Raw genomic sequence first — 18,349 nt, 5'->3', positions numbered from 1 at the left:
GAACTCCGGCAGGGCTGTTGCCCGGCCGGAGCTCCGCGCGTTCCGGGGTCGGTCCGCGGCCGTCCCCGCGGTGGTCCGGATCAGGAGGTGCCGGTGGCTCCGGAGGCGGGGGCGGTCAGGTCGTAGAAGGTGGCGCCGCCAACCGTCTCGGCCTTGAAGTTGGCCTTCACCCAGGTCTCGATGGCGCTGCTCGCACCACCGCCGGGACCGCCGCCCATCCGGGTCGTGCCCCGCTCCTGGCCCGTGCCGCCGTCCTCGGCGCCGCCCTGGCCGGTGGAGCCGCCCTGGCCGGTGCCGCCCTGGCCGATGAACCAGTGGATCTTCCCGGCCTTCACGTACGCCTTGAACCGCTCCAGCGTCGGGGAGGGGTCGCTCCCGTTGAAGCCGCCGATCGGCATCACGGGCATGCCCGAGGCGAGCTGGTAGCTCGCCGCGTTCTGCGAGCCGATGGCGGCCGCCGCCCAGGTGTACCGCGAGGCGTCGGCGCGCAGGGCGGCCGTCGCCTCGGCGCTCGCCCGGGTGCCGTTGAGCAGTCCGCCGGCGCCGCCGGGTCCGCCGCCGCCCGGGCGGTTCCCGAGCCGCTCGCCGTCTCCGGGAGCCTGTCCCCCGGGGCCAGCCTGACCACCGGGACCTCCCTGGCCGCCGGGGGCCTGGCCGCCACCGGGCATGGTCCGGCCGGGACCGTCCTGGGTACCGCCCTGCGCCCCGCCCGGGAACCCGCCCTGGGGAGCCCCGCCCTGGCCGCCGCCCTGGGGGAACGCGCCGCCGCCCGGGCCGTAGAAGGCCCGCATGCCCGGACCTCCACCCGGCCCCCGACCGCCCGCGACGGCCGGACCGGCGGTGACGATCGAGCCCGTGTGCGGGGTGTTCACCGTCGTCAGGCAGTACGCGAGGGGCCCGGCCAGCGCGGCCACGAGGCCCACCCCGGCCACCGCGAGCAGGACCGGGCGGCCCAGCCGCGCCGCGAACGGCAGGAGCACCGCCGCTCCGAGGCCGGCGACCAGTACCGTCCAGCGCAGCCAGGGCAGGTACCCCTCCGCTCGGCCCAGCAGGACGAAGGCCCACCACGCCGTGAGCGCGAGGGTCCCGGCGAGGGTGAGGGAGGCCGCGCGGCTGCCCCGTTCCTCCCACAGGACGGCCACGCCCATGCCGACCAGCGCGGCCACGAAGGGGGCCAGGGCGACGGTGTAGTACTCGTGGAAGATGCCCTGCATGTAGCTGAAGACCACCGCGGTGATCAGCAGCGATCCGCCCCAGGCCAGGAAGGCCGCGCGGGCCATGCCCTCCAGCGAGTCGGTGGCCCGGCGGGCCCGCCAGGTGATCACCAGTCCCGCCACGAGCAGCACCAGGGCCGCCGGCAGCAGCCAGGAGATCTGCCCGCCGATGTTGCCGGAGAAGAGCCGGTCGATACCGGTCTCACCCCAGCCGCCGCCACCGCCACCGCCGCCCCCACCCGGGCGCCCGCCCCCGCCGACGCTGCCGGTCTCGTTGCCGTTGATCCGGCCGAGGCCGTTGTAGCCCAGGGTCAGTTCCAGGAAGGAGTTGTTCTGCGAGCCGCCGATGTACGGGCGCGAGGCCGCCGGCCACAGCTCGACGATGGCCACCCACCAGCCGCCGGCCACCACCATCGCCAACCCGGAGAGCAGCAGTTGTCCGAGCCGCCTGCGCAGCCCGGTCGGCGCGCAGACCGCGTACAGCAGGGCGAGCGGCGGCAGGATCACGAAGGCCTGGAGGGTCTTCGTCAGGAACGCGAACCCGACCGCGACACCCGCCCAGACGAGCCACTTGGTGTGCGCCCCGTCGAGGGCCCGCAGGACGCAGTGCACCGTGACCGTCAGGAGCAGGGTCAACAGCGCGTCCGGGTTGTTGAAGCGGAACATCAGCGCGGCGACCGGGGTCAACGCGAACGCGGCCCCGCCGATCAGGGCCGCCGCGGGCCCGAACTGGCGGCGCACGGAGGCGTACAGGACGGCGGTGGTGCCGACACCCATCAGGGCCTGGGGAACGAGGATCTGCCAGGCCCCGAGCCCGAACAGCCGGACGGACAGCGCCATCGGCCACAGGGCGGCCGGGGGCTTGTCGACGGTGATGGAGTTCCCGGCGTCCGAGGACCCGAAGAAGAAGGCCTTCCAGCTCTCCGAGCCCGCCTGGACGGCGGCGGAGTAGAAGGAGTTCGCGTAGCCGGAGGCGCCCAGGTTCCACACCAGCAGCAGGCCGGTGGCGAGCAGCAGGGCGACGTACGCGGGACGTTCCCAGCGGGGCCTGCCGATCGCGGCGTCGACCGCGGCGGGTGGGGCGGACGGGAAGAGGGGGACTGCTGCCGTGGTCATCGGTGGTCGTCCTTCGCGGGAGTGCCGCGCCGCTCGGGGAAGACCCAGGCGCGGAAGAGCAGGAAGCGCAGCACGGTGGCGGCGAGGTTGGCCGTGATCAGGACGGCGAGTTCGGTGGCGTGGGCCGGCGCGGTGGTGGCCGCGCCGAGCGCCGCCAGGGAGCCGCTGGTCAGCGCCAGGCCGATGCCGAACACGACCAGGCCCTGGGCCTGGTGGCGCACGGCCCGGGCGCGGCCGCGCACGCCGAAGGTGAGCCGGCGGTTCGCGGCGGTGTTGGCCACGGCCGACAGCAGCAGCGCGGCGGCGTTGGCGGCCTGCGGCCCGACCGAGGACCGGAAGGCGGAGTAAAGCAGCAGGTAGAGCAGCGTGCTCAGCAGCCCGACGGCGCAGAAGCCGAGGAGCTGCCGGGCCAGCCCGCGCGGTACCTCGGGCAGGGCGGTCCGGTCGCGCGGATCGTCTCCGAAGGGGCGGGCGAGCCGGTCCAGCGGCAGCGCCCCGATGGCCAGCGCGCGACCCACCCGCCACATGCCCCGGAGGTCCTCGGCGGCCGTGCGGGCGATGTGGACGGTGGTGTCGGGGTCGTCGACCCAGTCCACCGGCACCTCGTGGATCCGCAGTCCGGCCCGCTCGGCGAGGACGAGCAGCTCGGTGTCGAAGAACCAGCCGGTGTCCTCCACCAGCGGCAGCAGCCGCTCCGCGACCTCCCGTCGGATGGCCTTGAACCCGCACTGGGCGTCGCTGAAGCGGGCGGAGAGCGAGGAGCGGAGCAGCAGGTTGTAGGCGCGGGAGACGAACTCGCGCTTCGCGCCGCGCACCACGCGCGAGGAGCGGGCGAGGCGGGTGCCGATGGCGAGGTCGGAGTGGCCCGAGATCAGCGGGGCGACCAGCGGCAGCAGCGCGTTGAGGTCGGTGGACAGGTCCACGTCCATGTACGCGAGCACGGGTGCCTCGGAGTGGGACCACACGGTGCGCAGGGCGCGGCCTCGGCCCTTCTCCTCCAGCCGGGTGCTGCGTACGCCGTCGACGGCGGCGGCGAGGCCGGCCGCGACCTCGGGGGTGCGGTCGGTGCTCGCGTTGTCGGCGATGGTGATCCGGAAGGGGTACGGGAAGGTGCGGGTGAGGTGCTCGTGGAGCCGGCGCACACACGGTCCGAGGTCCTTCTCCTCGTTGAACACCGGGATCACCACGTCGAGTACGGGCACACCGGGCACGGGCGCCAGGGGCGCACGGGCCGGGAGGGCTCCGGGGCCGGGAGAGGTGTCGGTTGGCATGTACCGACAGTCGCCGGTCGGGCTGTCACCGGTGTGTGGTGAGCCTGTGCCCCGTCTGTGAGTCCGTGGCGGTCGCGAGCGGCAGGCGCACCTCGAAGCTGGTCCGACCCGGTCGGCTGCGTACGTCGACCTGTCCCCCGTGGGCCGAGACCACGGCCTGGACGATGGCGAGTCCGAGACCGGTGGAGCCCGCCGACCTGGAGCGGGAGGCGTCGCCTCGGGCGAACCGCTCGAAGACGTGGGGGAGGAGTTCGGAGGGGATGCCGGGCCCGTCGTCCTCGATCAGCAGCCGGACGGCGGATGTTTCACGTGAAACATGCGCGGTGACGGTGGTGCCGGGCGGGGTGTGGGTGCGGGCGTTGGCGAGGAGGTTGACCAGGACCTGCTGGATCCGGGCCGGGTCGGCACGGATCGGCGCGGGCTCGTCGGGGAGGTTCAACCGCCAGTGGTGCGCGGGGCCGGCGGCCCGGGCGTCGCTGACGGCGTCCACGACGAGCGGGGCCAGATCGGTGTCGGCGTCGCCGGTGGGCAGGGGGCGACCGGCGTCCAACCGGGCCAGGAGCAGCAGGTCTTCGACGAGTCCGGTCATCCGGGTGGCCTCGGACTCGATTCGGCCCAGCGCGTGCCGGGTGTCGGGGCCGGGCTGCTCGTGGCCGCGCCGGGTGAGTTCGGCGTAACCGCGGATGGAGGCCAGCGGGGTACGCAACTCGTGGCTGGCGTCGGCGACGAACTGGCGGACCCGCATCTCGCTCTGCTGCCGGGCGGTGAGGGCCGAGGAGACATGGCCCAGCATCCGGTTGAGGGCCGCGCCGACCTGCCCCACCTCGGTGCGGGGGTCGGCCTCCGCGTCGGGAACGCGTTCGTGCAGGGCGGGTTCGCCGCTGTGCAGGGGGAGTTCGGAGACCCGGGTGGCGGTGGCGGCGACCCGGTGCAGGGGGCGCAGGGCGACACCGACGAGCGCCTGACCCGCGAGGGAGGCGGCGATCAGCCCGGCCAGGGTGACGAAGACCTCCACCGCGACGAGGGTGTGGACCGTGGAATCCACGTCGCTGAGCGGGAAGCCGAGTACGAGGCTGCCGTCGGGGGAGGTCAGCACCCGGTAGCCGCCGAGCTGCGGCAGCTCCACGTCGGTCGGGTCGCCCCCGCCCGGGGCGGACGCGTGGGCGGCCCGCTCCAGCGCGGCCGTCTGGCCGTCGGTCAGCGGCTGGCGGTGGTCGAGGTCGGGGCCGCCCACGGCCGCGCTGCGGGCGGAGCCGATGACCTTCCCGTCGGAGTCGAGCCGGATCCCGGCGGCGCCGAGGGGGCTGCCGGGGGCCAGGACGAATCCCAGGCTGTTCTCGCGGGCGGCCTTGCCCGCGCCGGGTCCGCGGAGCGCCATGTCGAGGGAGACCCGCAGCTGGTCGTCGAGCTTGTCGACCAGGTTCTCGCGCAGTGCGAGCGTGGTGACGGTGCCGATGGCCGCGCCGACGACGGCGATGAGTGCCACCGCCGACAGGACGAGCCGGGTCCGCAGCGACCACGGCCGGCGGGGTCGGCCGCCTCGTCGGGGTCGACGTACGGGCACTACTCGGCGTACGGGCACTACTCGGCCGGCTTGATCAGGTAGCCGGCGCCGCGGCGGGTGTGGATCATCGGGGGCCATCCGGGGCCGCTCTCCAGCTTCCGTCGCAGGTAGGAGATGTACAGCTCGACGACGTTGGCCTGGCCGCCGAAGTCGTAGGACCACACCCGGTCCAGGATCTGCGCCTTGCTGAGCACGCGGCGCGGGTTGCGCATCAGGTAGCGCAGCAGCTCGAACTCGGTGGCGGTCAGATGGACCTCCCGGCCGTCCCGGGTGACCTCGTGGCTGTCCTCGTCGAGCCGCAGGTCGCCCACGACCAGGACGGATCCCCCGCGCGCGGCCTGCGCCGCGCCGGAGCGGCGGACCAGGCCGCGCAGCCGGGCCACGACCTCCTCCAGGCTGAACGGCTTGGTGACGTAGTCGTCGCCGCCCGCCGTCAGACCCGCGATCCGGTCCTCGACGGAGTCCTTGGCGGTGAGGAACAGCACCGGGACCTGGGGAAGCTCCCTGCGCAGCCGGCCGAGCACGGCCAGGCCGTCCATGTCCGGGAGCATGATGTCGAGCAGCACCACGTCGGGGCGGAACTCCCGGGCCGCGCGGACCGCGCCGGCGCCGTCCCCGGCGCTGCGGACCTCGCAGCCCTCGTAGCGCAGGGCCATGGACAGCAGCTCGGAGAGCGCGGCCTCGTCGTCGACCACGAGCACCCGGCAGGGGCCGCCGTCGGGCCGGACGAGGGCCGTGTGATTGCCGGTGGACGTGGACGCGTGTGAGGTGGTCGTCGCAGTCATGGGTACACGCTGACCGTTGCCTCTGAGAGCGTTCTTGCGCCTACCTGTGAATTTCCTGAGAATCGCCGGCCCGCGCGGGGCGGGGCCGCGGGGCGGGTTCCGGCGGGGGCTCAGGGCAGCCGGAACAGCCGGGCGCCGTTGTCGTGGCAGACCGCGCGCAGCCAGTCGTCCCCGAGGCCGAGGCGCTCCAGGGCCGCGAGCTGGTGCTCGTAGGGGTAGGGGATGTTCGGGAAGTCGGTGCCCAGCAGGATCCGGTCGCCGAGGTCGACCAGCCTGCCCAGGTCCCCGGCCGGGAAGCCGCTGAACTGCTCGGAGAAGTCGGTGAAGGCCATGGTGGTGTCCAGCCGGACCTCGCCGTACCGCTCGGCCAGGTCGAGGAAGTCGGCGTACTCGGGCATCCCCATGTGCGCGATCACCAGGGGCAGCCGGGGGTGGCGGGCCAGCAGCCGGGCGACGGGCTCGGGCCCGGTGTGCTTGCCGGGGACGGGCCCCGAGCCGCAATGGATCACGACGGGGATCCCGGCCTCGGCCAGCAGCCCCCAGACCGCTTCGAGCCGGTCGTCGTTCGGGTCGTACCCGCCGACCTGGAGGTGCGCCTTGAAGACCCGCGCCCCGGCCTCGACGGCCCGGGCGGTGTACGCCGCCGCCCCGTCCTCCGGGAAGAAGGTCGCGGTATGCAGGCAGTCGGGGGTCCGCGCGGCGAAATCGGCGGACCAGGCGTTCAGCCAGGCCGCCATCGCCGGCTTGTGCGGGTAGAGCATGGCGGTGAAGGCCCGTACCCCGAATCGCCGGAGCAGCGCGACCCGCTGCTCCTCCTCGTGCCGGTAGGTGATCGGCCACTCGACGCCGGTCAACGGTCCGACCGCGTCGAAGTAGTCCCACACCTTGTCCAGGACCCGCCCGGGCATGAAGTGGGTGTGCACGTCGACCAGTCCGGGGAGCCCGAGCCGCTCCCGGAAGACGCGCACCGCCTCCGCCGTCGACGCCTCCGCCGTTTCCCCGGAGGTCGGATCGGTGGTCGGCCCGATGGTCGGCTCGACGCTCGGCTCGATGGTCGGCTCGGGGCTCGGATCAGTGCTCGGCGCGGACAAATCCGTGGCTCCGTTCGACGGTCGCGACGTGCAGGGTGTAGCTCTCGTACCAGTCCTCGCGGCCCCGGCGCATGGCCGCCCGGTGTTCCCGGTCCTCGCGCCAGGCGGTCAGCGACTCCTGGTCGCGGAAGTAGGCGACGGTGATGCCGAGGCCGCCCGGGGTGCGCGCGGACTCGTGGCCGAGGAGGCCGGGGTTGGCTCCGACGAGCTCGCTCATCCGGGCGCCCGTCTCCGGGTAGTCGGTGTCGTCGGCGGTGCGGACATCGGTGAAGACGGCCATCAGGTACGGCGGTTCGAACGCCGGTACGGGCTGGATGCTCATGCCCACCACCCTCTGCGGCGGGCCCCCGGGATGTCCACAGGAAAGCCGCCCACGAGGCCAAAGGGATCCAAGACTTGACCATGGACGGCCCGCGCGGCCTTCACGACAGGCGCCTCGGCATCGGCGCCTCGGCCTGGGCGCCTCGCGGCCTGGGCGCCTCGCCCGCGCCGGTCAGAACAGCCCTTCCTGCCCGATCTCCGGGGAGGGCGGCGCGATCACGGTCGTCGGCACCTCCGCGCCGCCGTCCTCCAGCGGTGCGACCAGCTCCCAGCCGGCGAGCAGCCGGGTGTCCACCACCAGCCCGTCCGCGAAGTGCAGATCCGGTCCGGCCGCGCCCACGAGGGTCCCCGTCACCGTCCCGTCGGGCACCATCTCGGTGACCACCCGTGCGGGTTCGGGCAGCGTGTCGAGGCCGAACGGGACGGCGTGATCGACGACTTCGCACCCCAGCCGGTCCAGCGACTCCGGCCATCCCGGCAGGGCCGCGGCGCGGGCGTGCAGCTCGGCCACCTCCCCGGCCCGCTCCGCGCGCGGCGGCAGGTGGGCCCGTACGGCGCGCTTGCGGGCGTACGCGATCCGATCGGGCACCCCGAGGGCGGCCCGCAGCAGTTCCTCGGTGCGCCGGGTCGCCATCAGCGGCCCGCGCCCGAGCCAGGCCCAGGTCACCGCCCCCTGCTCCAGCAGCCGGGCCGGACCGCGTTCCTCGGCGGTGATGCCGACCTTGAGCAGGCCGGGCCCGAACCACGCCAGGTACACCCGGTACGTGCGCGGATCGGCGACGTTGGTGTCGGCGGCCACCGAGAAGGACCGGTCCAGCCGGGCGCACTCGGGGCACTGGGAGTTCCCCGCCCGGCCCGGCACCGGCCGGCCGGTGGGGCACGGGGTCCGCCTGCCGGCCCGCCGCACGCCCAGGCAGTGCCGCTCGCCCCGGGCGGCGAAGGCCAGCCGGTGCCCGTACCCGAGCACGCTGCCGCGCTCCCCGCGCTGCGACCCGTACCAGCCGATGGACGGACCGCCGTCCTGCCAGCGGATGCCGGTGCACCACCAGGTCACAGCGGGAGCGGCCGTTCGAAGAAGGTGTCCAGGACGACGGTGGCCTGCGTTCCGCTGACGCCGTCGATGGCGTAGAGGCGGCGCAGTACGTCCTGCAGCTGCACGGTGGTGGCGGAGCGGACCTTGACCAGCACCGACGCGCTGCCGGCGATGACGTGCGCCTCCTGGATCTCCGGGATGGCCGCGAAGGCCTCCGCCGAGTCCCCCATCCAGGCGTTGGAGTCGACCATCACGTAGGCCAGCACCCCGCTGCCCACGGCGGCCGGGTCCACGTCGACCGTGGTCCGCCGGATCACTCCGCGCTCGCGCAGTTTCCGTACGCGCTCGTGCGTGGCGCCGGCCGAGAGGCCGACTGCCGCGCCGAGGGCCGCGTAGGACTGGCCCGCGTCCTGCTGGAGGCGCAGGACGAGCGCCCGGTCGATGTCGTCCACGCGATCTTCCTCTCATGTGCCCGTCGGGCCTTGCGAAGACGGTACCTGATCCTGCAATCTCACCATCACGCCGAACTTCATTCGGTTGATCGAGCAATAGGGGGAACCATGTCAGGCATCGCCGACCTCGGCCTGTACGAGATTCTGGACGATCGTTTCCGTACGGGCCGCTGCGCCAACGGCGACATGCGCCTGGAGCGCCTGTACGACGACTGCCGTTGGGCGGAAGGACCGCTCTACCTCCCCGCCTGGCGGCAACTCGTGTGGAGCGACATCCCCAACGACCGCATGCTGCGCTGGGACGAGGCGACCGGCGCCGTCTCCGTCTTCCGCTCCCCGGCCGGCCACTCGAACGGCAACACCCTCGACCGCGAGGGCCGCCTGATCACGTGCGAGCAGGGCAACCGACGCGTCACCCGCACCGAACCGGACGGCAGCCTCACGGTCCTGGCGGACCACTGGGACGGCAAGCGGCTCAACAGCCCGAACGACGCGGTGGTGCGCTCGGACGGCTCCGTCTGGTTCTCCGACCCGGACTTCGGCATCACCAACGACTACGAGGGCCACCGCGCCCCCAGCGAGATCGGCGCCTGCAACCTCTACCGCGCCGACCCCGCGACGGGCGAGGTCCGGCTGGTCGCGGACGGCTTCCTGGGCCCGAACGGCCTCGTCTTCTCCCCGGACGAGAGCGAGCTGTACGCCGCCGACACCCGCGCGGGCCACATCCGCGCCTTCAAGGTCACCGACGACGGGACCCTGACGCACGACCGGGTGTTCGCCGTCTGCCCCTCCGTGGACAACATCCGCTTCGACGACCAGGGCCGGCTGTGGGCGGCGGCCATGGCGGACGGCGTGCGCTGCCACGCGCCGGACGGCACCCTGATCGGCCGGCTCCGCGTACCGGAGCCGGTCTCGAACATCACCTTCGGCGGCCCGAAGAACAACCGCCTCTTCATCACCGCCACCACCTCGCTGTACTCCCTGGTGATGTCGGTGACCGGCCTCCCCCGCGTGGCCCGCTGACCCCTGCCGCGAACCGGAGCGCACACAACGGACGCACCCGGTCCACGACCACCGGCCTATCGGGCGACGAACTGCGTGAGGATCGCCTGGACCTCGTAGATGTCGACGCCCTTGGTGAAGGTCTTCTCCACCGCGGGCGTCGGACTGCCCGATATCCAGATCTTCAGCTCGGCATCGAGATCGAAGTGACCGGCGGTCTCCACCGAGAAGTGCGTGATGCTGCGGTAGGGGATGGAGTGGTACTCCACCTTCTTGCCGGTGATGCCCTGCTTGTCGACGAGCACCAGCCGCCGGTCGGTGAACAGGATGGTGTCGCGGATCAGGAGATACGCCGCGTGCACCTGCTCCCCGTGCCCCAGCAGCCGCTGGTAGTCCCGCTGCGCCGACACCGGATCGACCGTGTGCGCGTTCCCGAACAGACCCATGGAACTTCCCTTCGAAGACTCGACGACCCTCGAAAGGCTAGCCGGCCCCTCCCCGCGCGGCGTCGTCCACCAGACGGACCCCCACCCGGAGATCCCCCGGAGACGCCACGACCGGGGAAACGCGAGAGGCCCTCAGGATTTCTCCTGAGGGCCTCTGGCCTGCTGTGCACTCGGCAGGATTCGAACCTGCAACCTTCTGATCCGTAGTCAGATGCTCTATCCGTTAAGCTACGAGTGCTTGGGCTTCCCGGGGTTTTGCGCCCCGTTGGCCTTGCGAGAACAACAATACATGGACCTCGGCGGGACGCGAAATCCATTAGCCCCACCGCCGCTGACCTGCGAAAACGCCCCTGAAGAAGATCATCCGGGCAGGGCCGGGAAGTGACCCCGACCGGGCTGCCGAGGGGTCCGCGAGGGCTCCTTGCGCGATCACGGGGGCGGAACCCCGGCACGACCCCACTTCGGCGCGCCAGGGTCCGGGAGCGGCCGGAAGTCGTCGACGAGTCGCCCGAAAAGCGTCCACGCGGCATCCGCGAACGACGATCACGAGACGGCGCCCGCACGAGGCCCGAACGCACCGAAGCCCCGGTCCTGAGGACCGGGGCTTCGGTGAGGTGCGGAGGCGGAGGGATTTGAACCCTCGATGGGGGGTAAGCCCCAAACCGCATTAGCAGTGCGGCGCCATAGACCGGACTAGGCGACGCCTCCAGCACACCCTCGCGTACGAAGGTGCGTGCAGATGATGACACAGGCCCGGGGCCGGTCACCAATCCGCTCCCACGGTACAAGGAACGACAGGTCCAGGGCAAAGGCTTAGGACCCCGCGCGCGGCACCTGTGTCGAGGGGCGCACGGCGGGAGTGGGACGGGCGCGGTGAGGGACGTACCAACGGGTGAACCGGCGGGCGTTCCGCGGGAACCGGGCAGCCGTCCCGAGGGCGGCGGCGCGCCGCCGCACGCACACACGGCGTGCCGCGTGCGCAACGTCGGGGCCGGCACGTCGTTGGTGAGGCGTACGACGTACGGACGACCTGGAGTGCCACATGCTGCGTCTCGCCGCCTTCGCCGTCACCTCCGTCCTGGCCGCAGCGGCCGCCGGACCGCTGCCACCGCTGCCCCTGAACCTGCTGTCGCCGTCGGCGCCGGCTCCCGACCGGCTGACCGTCTCCGTGTCCAACACCGGCAACCCGCTCGCCGACGGCGACTACTCCCTGGAGTGCGACCCGGCCGGAGGCAACCACCCCCGGGCCCACGACGCCTGCGCCCGACTCGACACCTTCGCGAAGAACGGCGAGAACCCCTTCGCCCCCGTCTCGAAGCGGCAGTTCTGCACCATGGTCGACGGCGGGCCCGCCACCGCCCGGATCACGGGAACGTGGGACGGCAGGAGGGTGGACGCGACGTTCCAGCGGACGAACGGATGCGACATCGCCCGGTGGAACAACATGGAACCTGTGCTTCCGAGTGGGCGTGCCTGACCTGGGAGGATGCGAAGGATGGGCGGAATACACCGCACATCCGCCGCCCCGCCGAGGGCCCGTGCCCTTAGACTCCTCCCGTGACATGCCGGTAGTCGTGGTCAGGGGAGGAAGCTCGTCGTGAGCAGCAGGCCATCCCGAGGCGCTGCTCGCCTCGCAGCAATACTCGACGCTCTTCCCGACGCGCTGTTGCTCGTCAACGCCAACGGCACGGTCGTCAACGCGAATTCGATCGCACTCGAGATCATGGAGAGTCCCGGAACGGGGCTCGTCGGGCGCGGTGTGCTGGACCTGCTGCCCGAGTTCGACTCCAAGTTGATCCCCGGCTCCATGCGCCGACCCGGCGACGACGAGGGCGGGCGGGCCAGGCCGAAGCGGATGACCGCGCGGCGCACCGACGGATCCGAGTTCCCCGTCGAGGTCACCAGCGCCCACCTCGACGGCCGTGACGCCTACCGCGAGCCCGCCCCGTCCTACACCGGTGACGAGCTGCTCATGCTCGTCGTACGGGATCTCTCCGAGACGGTGGACACCGAGGCCGAGCTGGCGCGTTCCCAGCGGCAGACCGAGATGATCCTGCGGGCCGCCGCCGAGGGCGTGGTGGGTACCGACACCGACGGGCGGGTCGTACTGGTCAATCCGGCCGCGGCGCAGATCCTCGGGTACCGCGCCACCGACCTCGGCAACCGCGAGCTGCACGGGCTGATCCAGCACTCCCGCGCCGACGGCTCGCCGTTCCCGTTCGAGGAATCCCCCCTCGCCGACACCCTGCGCAGCGGACGCAAGCACCGGGTCCGCGGGCAGGTCCTGTGGAACAAGTCGGGGCAGCCCGTCTCCGTCGACCTCACCACCTCGCCCGTACGGGACGGGGAACTGCTCGTCGGCGCCGTCATGACGTTCACGGACCGGCGGCCGTACGACGCCCTCGCGGCCCGCAACGCCCAGTTGATGGCGCTGCTCGACGACTCGCTGCGTGGTCCGCTGGCCGAACTGCGCCGGGAACTGGCGACGCTGGCGGCCGACGACGCCGGTCAGCTGTGGCCCGAGGCCAACCAGCTGCTGCACCACCTGGCCGCCGGGTACTCGCGGATGACCACGCTCGTGGACAACGTGCTCGGCTTCCAACGACTGGACGCGGGCAGCGACAAGCTCGACAAGAAGAAGGTCCTGATCAACACGGTCGTCGCGGCCGGCGTCGACGGCGCGGTCGAGTTGATCGGGCCGGGCCGGGCGCAGTTCGCCGTGCACGCGCCGACCATCGAGGCCGAGGTGGACGGGGAGCGCGTCGCGGCCGCCCTCGCGCATCTGATCGCGGACGTGGCCGGGGTGGACGCCACCGGCAAGACCGCGCAGGGCAGCGGGTACGCCGACTCCACGATCGTCGTGGCCGCCGCGCAGCGCGGCGACGTCGTACGGATCGAGGTGCGCGGGCCCTACGAAGGGGGCAACCCGGTGCACGAGCCGATCGTGCGGGGCATCGTGGCCGCGCACGGCGGTGTGTTGCAGACGGTCGAGGTCCCGGGTGCGCCGGGCGGTGCGTACGTCCTGGAGTTCCCGCTGGGTGCGGGAGCCGGCACGGTGACCCTGCCCGAACCGGCCAAGGAGCCCGAGGACGAGGCCCCCGAGGGCAAGCCGGGCCGCGAAGGCAAGGGCGAGTCCGGCGGCCGGCGCGCACGGCGCAGCGGGGTGGACGCGTTCCTGGACGACGAGGCCGAGGAGCCGAAGGCCCCCGAGGGCCGTGGCCCCCAGCCCGGCCAGGGTGGTGGCGGGAGTGCGCTGGCGCTGCCGTCCGGACGGCGACGGGCCGACGGCAGCCCCGCCGACTCCGGTCCGGTGGGATCCGGGCTGGCGCAGTCCCCGGTGAACCCGGCGGGCCTGGGCACCGGACGCCGCCGGGGTCGTGACGGCGACGGCAGCGGGAACGGCGCCGCGGCCGGCCCCGCCCGGGGTCCCCAGAACGGTGTGAACGGCGGGCAGGGCGGCTCCGGTCGGCCCGTGCCCCCGCAGGGAACCGCGATGCCCGCGCTGCCGCCCGTACCGCCGGTCCCGGTGACCGAGCACCCCGCCGGACGACGGCGCGCGCTGGGACCCGCGGGTCCGCCCGCGCAGCCCGGCGGGCCCGTGCCGGCGACCGGCCTCGTGCCGCCCGTCCCGCAGCGCCCCATCGCCCCCGAGGGCGGCTTCGCGCTTCCCGCCGGACCGACCCCGGCGGCGAGCCCGGTTCCGGGGCCCGCCCCGGCCGCCCCGCAGGCGCCCGCGATGGCCGGTTCCGCGCCCGCTCCCGCCGAGGCCGACTCCGAAGCTCCGGGCGGACGCCGCGGCCGGCGGGTGCTCGGCGCCCCGGCCTCGGAGCCCGAGACCCCCGACGCCGCGCCCGAGTCCGGTGCGCGGGAAGCCGCCGACCCGGCTCACCCCACCGGTCGGCGCCGCGCCCTGCCCGCCACCCCGGCATGGCCGGTACCCGCCGCCCGGACCGCCGTCGAGGACGACGAGGCCGCGCCGGCCGCCGTCCCCGGCGCCCGGCAGCCGCAGGACGCCCCGGCGGAGGCCGCGCAGCCGATCAGCGTGCGCGCCCTCGGCACCCTGGGCCAGGGCATCTCCGTCGACGCGAGCGGCTCCGGTCGCAGGCGTCGACTCGCCGAACCCGCCGCTCAGGGACGTGCCTTCGCGATAGGAGCACCCGAGGCGGGCTCCGCCGAGGGCCCCGAGCCGCTGGACGGCCCCGGTGGCGCCGTCGAGGTGGTCAACCGGCCCGTGCCCCGCCCCGTGGACGACGAACTGCCGCCGGAGCCGCTGGACAACCCGCGCCGGCTGCTCGTGTGGCCCGCGCCCGACGCGCAGACGCAGCGGGCCCTGAGCGACCGCGGCTACCGCCCGGTGATCGTGAACTCCCGCGAGGAGGTGGACGCGCAGATCGCCGCCTTCCCCGCGGCGCTGTTCGTCGACCCGCTGACCGGGCCGATCACCCGGACCGCCCTGCAATCGCTGCGTCAGGCCGCGGTGGCCGCCGAGGTCCCGGTCCTGGTCACGGCCGGGCTGGGACACGCCACGCGCGAGGCCGCGTACGGCGCCGATCCGGCCGTCCTGCTCAAGGCACTCGCGCCCCGCGACAGCGAGCAGCACCCGTCCCGGGTCCTGCTGATCGAGGAGCACGAGGAGATCGCCATCGCCCTGAGCGCCGCCCTGGAGCGGCGCGGGATGCAGGTGGCACGGGCGGGCGCCGACACCGACGCCGTGGAGCTGGCGACCCGGATGCGCCCGAACCTGGTGGTCATGGACCTGATGCAGGTCCGGCGGCGCCGGGCCGGGATCGTGGACTGGTTGCGTGCCAACGGACAGTTGAACCGGACCCCGCTGGTCGTCTACACGACCGCCGGGATCGACCCGGCCGAACTGCCGCGGCTGGCCTCGGGCGAGAGCGTCCTGTTCCTCGCCGAACGATCCACGACCGCGGACGTGCAGGGCCGCATCGTGGACCTGCTGGCAAAGATCGGCACCAACTAGTCATCCTGGCCGCATGGCCATCACCCACACGACCGAGCACACCGTCCCCGCCGACAACGGGGAGGTGAACCTGCTCATCGCCCGTCAGGTGGAACCGGGCCACGAGGAGACGTTCGAGGCCTGGGCCCACGGCATCCTGGAGACCGCCGCGAGCTTTCCGGACCACCTCGGATACGGGCTGTTCCGCCCGGCCTCGGAGGGCGGGCCCTGGTTCCTGGTGCACCGCTTCCGCAACGAGGCGGCGTTCCAGCGGTGGCAGGACTCCGCCGAGCGGGCGCAGTGGTTCGCCAACTGCCTCGGGCACCACCACACCGAGATAGCCCGGCGGGAACTCCACGGCATGGAGACCTGGTTCGCCAAGCCGGGTACGACCCGGCCCGCGCCGCCGCGCTGGAAGATGGCGATCAGCTCGGGGCTGGCGATCTTCCCGATCTCGCTGGCGGGCAACGCGCTGCTCGGGCCGTACCTGGTGGATCTGCACTTCGTGGTGCGCACGGCCGCGTTCGCGGTCGTCTTCAGCGCCCTCATGACCTACGTGGCCATGCCCGCCGTCAGCAGGCTGCTGCGGCCATGGCTCACCCGGGGCTGACATCCGCCGGCGCGTTCTCCTAGTCGAGCCTGGTGACCTCCAGTGCCCCGTCCGCGTACTGCTTCCGGATCACCTTCTTGTCGAACTTGCCGACGCTCGTCTTCGGTACCGCCTCGACGAAGGCCCAGCGCTCCGGGAGCTGCCATTTGGCGATCGACTGGGCGAGGAACGCGTGCAGCCCCGTGTAGTCCACGCTCGCGCCCTCCGTGCGGACGACCGTGGCCAGCGGACGCTCGCCCCACTTCTCGTCGGGGACGGCCACGACCGCCGCCTCGGCCACCTCCGGATGCGCCATCAGCGCGTTCTCCAGCTCGACGCTGGAGATCCACTCGCCGCCGGACTTGATGACGTCCTTGGCCCGGTCGGTCAGCGTGAGGAACCCGTCGGCGCTGATCACCCCGACGTCACCGGTCTTGAGCCAGCCGTCCGCGCTGAACTTGTCCTCGGGACGGAGCGGCTCGCCGTCGGCGCCGCCGTAGTAGGCGCCCGCGATCCATGTGCCGCGCACCTCCAGCTCACCCGCCGACCGGCCGTCCCACGGCAGGTGGTCACCGCCGGGTCCCACCAGGCGCCCTTCGACACCCGCGGGGAAGCGGCCCTGGGTGATCCGGTACGGCCACTCCTCCTCGGCGGTCAGACCGGCCGGCGGGTGCGCCATGGTGCCGAGCGGCGAGGTCTCCGTCATGCCCCAGGCGTGACAGAGGCGGACGCCGAGCTTCTCGTACGCCTCCATGAGAGAGGGCGGGCAGGCCGCGCCGCCGATCGTGACCTGCTTCATCGAGGCCAGGTCGCGCGGGTTGGCGGTCACCTCGGCGAGCAGCCCCTGCCAGATGGTGGGGACGGCCGCGGCGTGGGTGGGCTTCTCCCGCTCGATCATCTCGGCGAGCGGGGCGGGCTGAAGGAAGCGGTCCGGCATCAGCATGTTGATGCCGGTCATGAACGTGGCGTGGGGCAGCCCCCACGCGTTCACGTGGAACTGGGGAACGACGACGAGCGTGGTGTCCCGGTCCGTCAGACCCATCGACTCGGCCATGTTGACCTGCATCGAGTGCAGGTAGACGGAGCGGTGCGAGTAGATGACGCCCTTGGGGTCGCCGGTGGTGCCGGAGGTGTAGCACATGGCCGCGGCCTGGCGCTCGTCCAGCTCGGGCCACGCGTAGGTGTCCGGGCGGCCCGCCAGCAGGTCCTCGTACTCGTGCACGCGCACGTCGAGGCCTTCGAGTGCGGAGCGGTCCCCGACCCCCACGACGACGACATGCTCGACGGTGGGCAGGTGCGGCAGCAGCGGGGCCAGGAGGGGGAGCAGGGTGCCGTTGACCAGTACGACCCGGTCGGCCGCGTGGTTGACGATGAAGACCAGCTGCTCGGGGGGCAGTCGCAGGTTGAGCGTGTGCAGAACGGCGCCCATGGACGGGATCGCGAAGTACGCCTCCACGTGCTCGGCGTTGTTCCACATCAGAGTCCCTATGACATCCGACTCCTGGACTCCGAGTTCGTCACGCAGAGCGTTGGCGAACTGAGCAGCGCGGGCGCCGATCTCCGCGAAGCTGCGCCGGTGCGGCTCGGCCTCGCCCGTCCAGGTCGTCACCTGGGAATTTCCGTGAATCGTCGACCCGTGGGTCAGGATTCGCGAGATCAGCAGTGGTACGTCCTGCATCGTGCTCAGCAAAGCGTCCTCCCGGTGAGCGCTGCGGCGCTGCGGCGGCTACGGATGCTGCCGATTCTGCGCACGTACCGGTCGGCATGTCACTACCTCACGGGTGGAAACCCTGGCGCTGTTTCACGTGAAACAGGGCGCGGTGACACGCGTGCTCGTGTTTCACGTGAAACACGAGGACGTGTTTCACGTGAAACACGGCGACACGCTTCCTCAGCGGACGACGGTGAGTTCCGGGTCCTCGCGCAGCTTGACCAGGGCGCGGGAAACCGCGCTCTTGACCGTGCCCACCGAGACCCCGAGCAGCTCGGCGGTCTGCGCCTCGCTCAGGTCCTCGTAGTAGCGGAGCACCACCATCGCCCGTTGCCGGTCGGGCAGCCGGGTCACCGCGCGCCACATGGCGTCGCGCAGCGCCTGCGCCTCCGCGGGGTCGGTGGCCGGCGCCTCCTCGCTCTCCGGAAGCTCGTCGCAGACGAACTCGTCCACCTTGCGCTTGCGCCACTGGGAGGTGCGGGTGTTGACCAGCGCCCGCCGTACATAGCCGTCGAGGGCTCGGTGGTCCTCGATGCGGTCCCAGGCCACGTACGTCTTGGCCAGGGCCGTTTGCAGCAGGTCCTCGGCGTCGCAGGGGTTGGCGGTGAGGGAGCGCGCGGTGCGCATCAGGACCGAGCCGCGGGTCCGGACGTACGCCGAGAACGACGGGTACGTCGTCGGATTCGAGGCGAGTGTGCACACAGGCGTGGTCATGCCTCCACGCTAGGAGCGGAGCGGGCTCCCCGGATCGGCCGCAGGTGCCGAAGCGGGGTCCATCTCAGGTTGTAGGGCCG

The 18,349-nt window shown here is 72.8% G+C and carries 15 protein-coding genes and 2 tRNA genes; 4 read left to right on the top strand and 13 right to left on the bottom strand.

Annotated features, from left to right (window positions below; genetic code table 11):
- Positions 1-80: 80 nt before the first annotated feature.
- From ADK55_RS32765 to ADK55_RS32730, 8 genes are all read right to left on the bottom strand, one after another.
- Positions 81-2,330, bottom strand: coding sequence for an ArnT family glycosyltransferase (locus ADK55_RS32765; RefSeq protein WP_053684126.1), 2,250 nt, complete (start codon positions 2,328-2,330; stop codon positions 81-83).
- On the bottom strand, positions 2,327-3,601 hold the full coding sequence (locus ADK55_RS32760; RefSeq protein ID WP_053684124.1) for a glycosyltransferase: 1,275 nt from the start codon (positions 3,599-3,601) through the stop codon (positions 2,327-2,329). The genes ADK55_RS32765 and ADK55_RS32760 overlap by 4 nt, the downstream gene beginning before the upstream one ends.
- 25 nt (positions 3,602-3,626) lie before the next feature.
- On the bottom strand, positions 3,627-5,087 hold the full coding sequence (locus ADK55_RS32755; protein ID WP_371591418.1) for a sensor histidine kinase: 1,461 nt from the start codon (positions 5,085-5,087) through the stop codon (positions 3,627-3,629).
- 95 nt (positions 5,088-5,182) lie between these two features.
- Positions 5,183-5,950 (bottom strand): response regulator transcription factor, encoded by a 768-nt coding sequence (locus ADK55_RS32750; RefSeq protein ID WP_053684119.1) that lies wholly within the window; start codon positions 5,948-5,950, stop codon positions 5,183-5,185.
- Positions 5,951-6,060: 110 nt separating this feature from the next.
- Positions 6,061-6,978 carry an amidohydrolase family protein gene (locus tag ADK55_RS32745; RefSeq protein WP_053684181.1) on the bottom strand — a complete coding sequence of 306 codons (918 nt, stop codon included), beginning with the start codon at positions 6,976-6,978 and terminating at the stop codon, positions 6,061-6,063.
- A gap of 43 nt (positions 6,979-7,021) precedes the next feature.
- Entirely contained in the window at positions 7,022-7,363 is a 342-nt protein-coding gene (locus tag ADK55_RS32740; protein WP_053684117.1) for an antibiotic biosynthesis monooxygenase family protein, read from the bottom strand.
- A gap of 171 nt (positions 7,364-7,534) precedes the next feature.
- Entirely contained in the window at positions 7,535-8,416 is an 882-nt protein-coding gene (locus ADK55_RS32735; RefSeq protein ID WP_053684115.1) for a DUF2797 domain-containing protein, read from the bottom strand.
- Entirely contained in the window at positions 8,413-8,847 is a 435-nt protein-coding gene (locus tag ADK55_RS32730; RefSeq protein ID WP_053684114.1) for an Lrp/AsnC family transcriptional regulator, read from the bottom strand. Before ADK55_RS32730 ends, ADK55_RS32735 begins: the two co-directional genes overlap by 4 nt.
- Before the next feature lie 108 nt (positions 8,848-8,955).
- Between ADK55_RS32730 and ADK55_RS32725 the strand changes: the two genes are divergently transcribed.
- Positions 8,956-9,870, top strand: coding sequence for an SMP-30/gluconolactonase/LRE family protein (locus ADK55_RS32725; protein ID WP_199826689.1), 915 nt, complete (start codon positions 8,956-8,958; stop codon positions 9,868-9,870).
- Between the two features lie 56 nt (positions 9,871-9,926).
- Here ADK55_RS32725 and ADK55_RS32720 read toward each other — a convergent pair whose 3' ends face one another.
- The 3 genes from ADK55_RS32720 to ADK55_RS32710 all read right to left on the bottom strand — a co-directional run bounded on the left by ADK55_RS32720 (position 9,927) and on the right by ADK55_RS32710 (position 11,003).
- Entirely contained in the window at positions 9,927-10,295 is a 369-nt protein-coding gene (locus ADK55_RS32720) for a PH domain-containing protein (RefSeq protein ID WP_053684111.1), read from the bottom strand.
- A gap of 165 nt (positions 10,296-10,460) precedes the next feature.
- Positions 10,461-10,533: transfer RNA gene (locus ADK55_RS32715), tRNA-Arg, on the bottom strand.
- A gap of 379 nt (positions 10,534-10,912) precedes the next feature.
- Positions 10,913-11,003: transfer RNA gene (locus ADK55_RS32710), tRNA-Ser, on the bottom strand.
- Positions 11,004-11,337: 334 nt separating this feature from the next.
- Here ADK55_RS32710 and ADK55_RS32705 point away from each other — a divergent pair.
- The 3 genes from ADK55_RS32705 to ADK55_RS32695 all read left to right on the top strand — a co-directional run bounded on the left by ADK55_RS32705 (position 11,338) and on the right by ADK55_RS32695 (position 15,865).
- Positions 11,338-11,772, top strand: coding sequence for an SSI family serine proteinase inhibitor (locus ADK55_RS32705; protein WP_053684110.1), 435 nt, complete (start codon positions 11,338-11,340; stop codon positions 11,770-11,772).
- 120 nt (positions 11,773-11,892) lie between these two features.
- Entirely contained in the window at positions 11,893-15,276 is a 3,384-nt protein-coding gene (locus ADK55_RS32700; RefSeq protein WP_053684109.1) for a PAS domain-containing protein, read from the top strand.
- A gap of 13 nt (positions 15,277-15,289) precedes the next feature.
- Entirely contained in the window at positions 15,290-15,865 is a 576-nt protein-coding gene (locus ADK55_RS32695; protein ID WP_053684107.1) for an antibiotic biosynthesis monooxygenase, read from the top strand.
- Positions 15,866-15,884: 19 nt separating this feature from the next.
- On the opposite strand, the gene ADK55_RS32690 is transcribed toward ADK55_RS32695, so the two are convergent.
- A complete protein-coding gene (locus ADK55_RS32690) occupies positions 15,885-17,534 on the bottom strand; it encodes a long-chain fatty acid--CoA ligase (RefSeq protein WP_053684105.1) in 1,650 nt (549 codons plus the stop codon).
- Positions 17,535-17,735: 201 nt separating this feature from the next.
- On the bottom strand, positions 17,736-18,269 hold the full coding sequence (locus tag ADK55_RS32685) for a SigE family RNA polymerase sigma factor (RefSeq protein WP_053684103.1): 534 nt from the start codon (positions 18,267-18,269) through the stop codon (positions 17,736-17,738).
- Positions 18,270-18,349 lie beyond the last annotated feature (80 nt).

Origin of the sequence: Streptomyces sp. WM4235, assembly GCF_001279725.1 — a bacterium.
GTDB lineage: Bacteria > Actinomycetota > Actinomycetes > Streptomycetales > Streptomycetaceae > Streptomyces.
The sequence above is the reverse complement of the archived record's forward strand: the minus strand, read 5'-3'. Positions and strand labels throughout refer to the sequence as shown.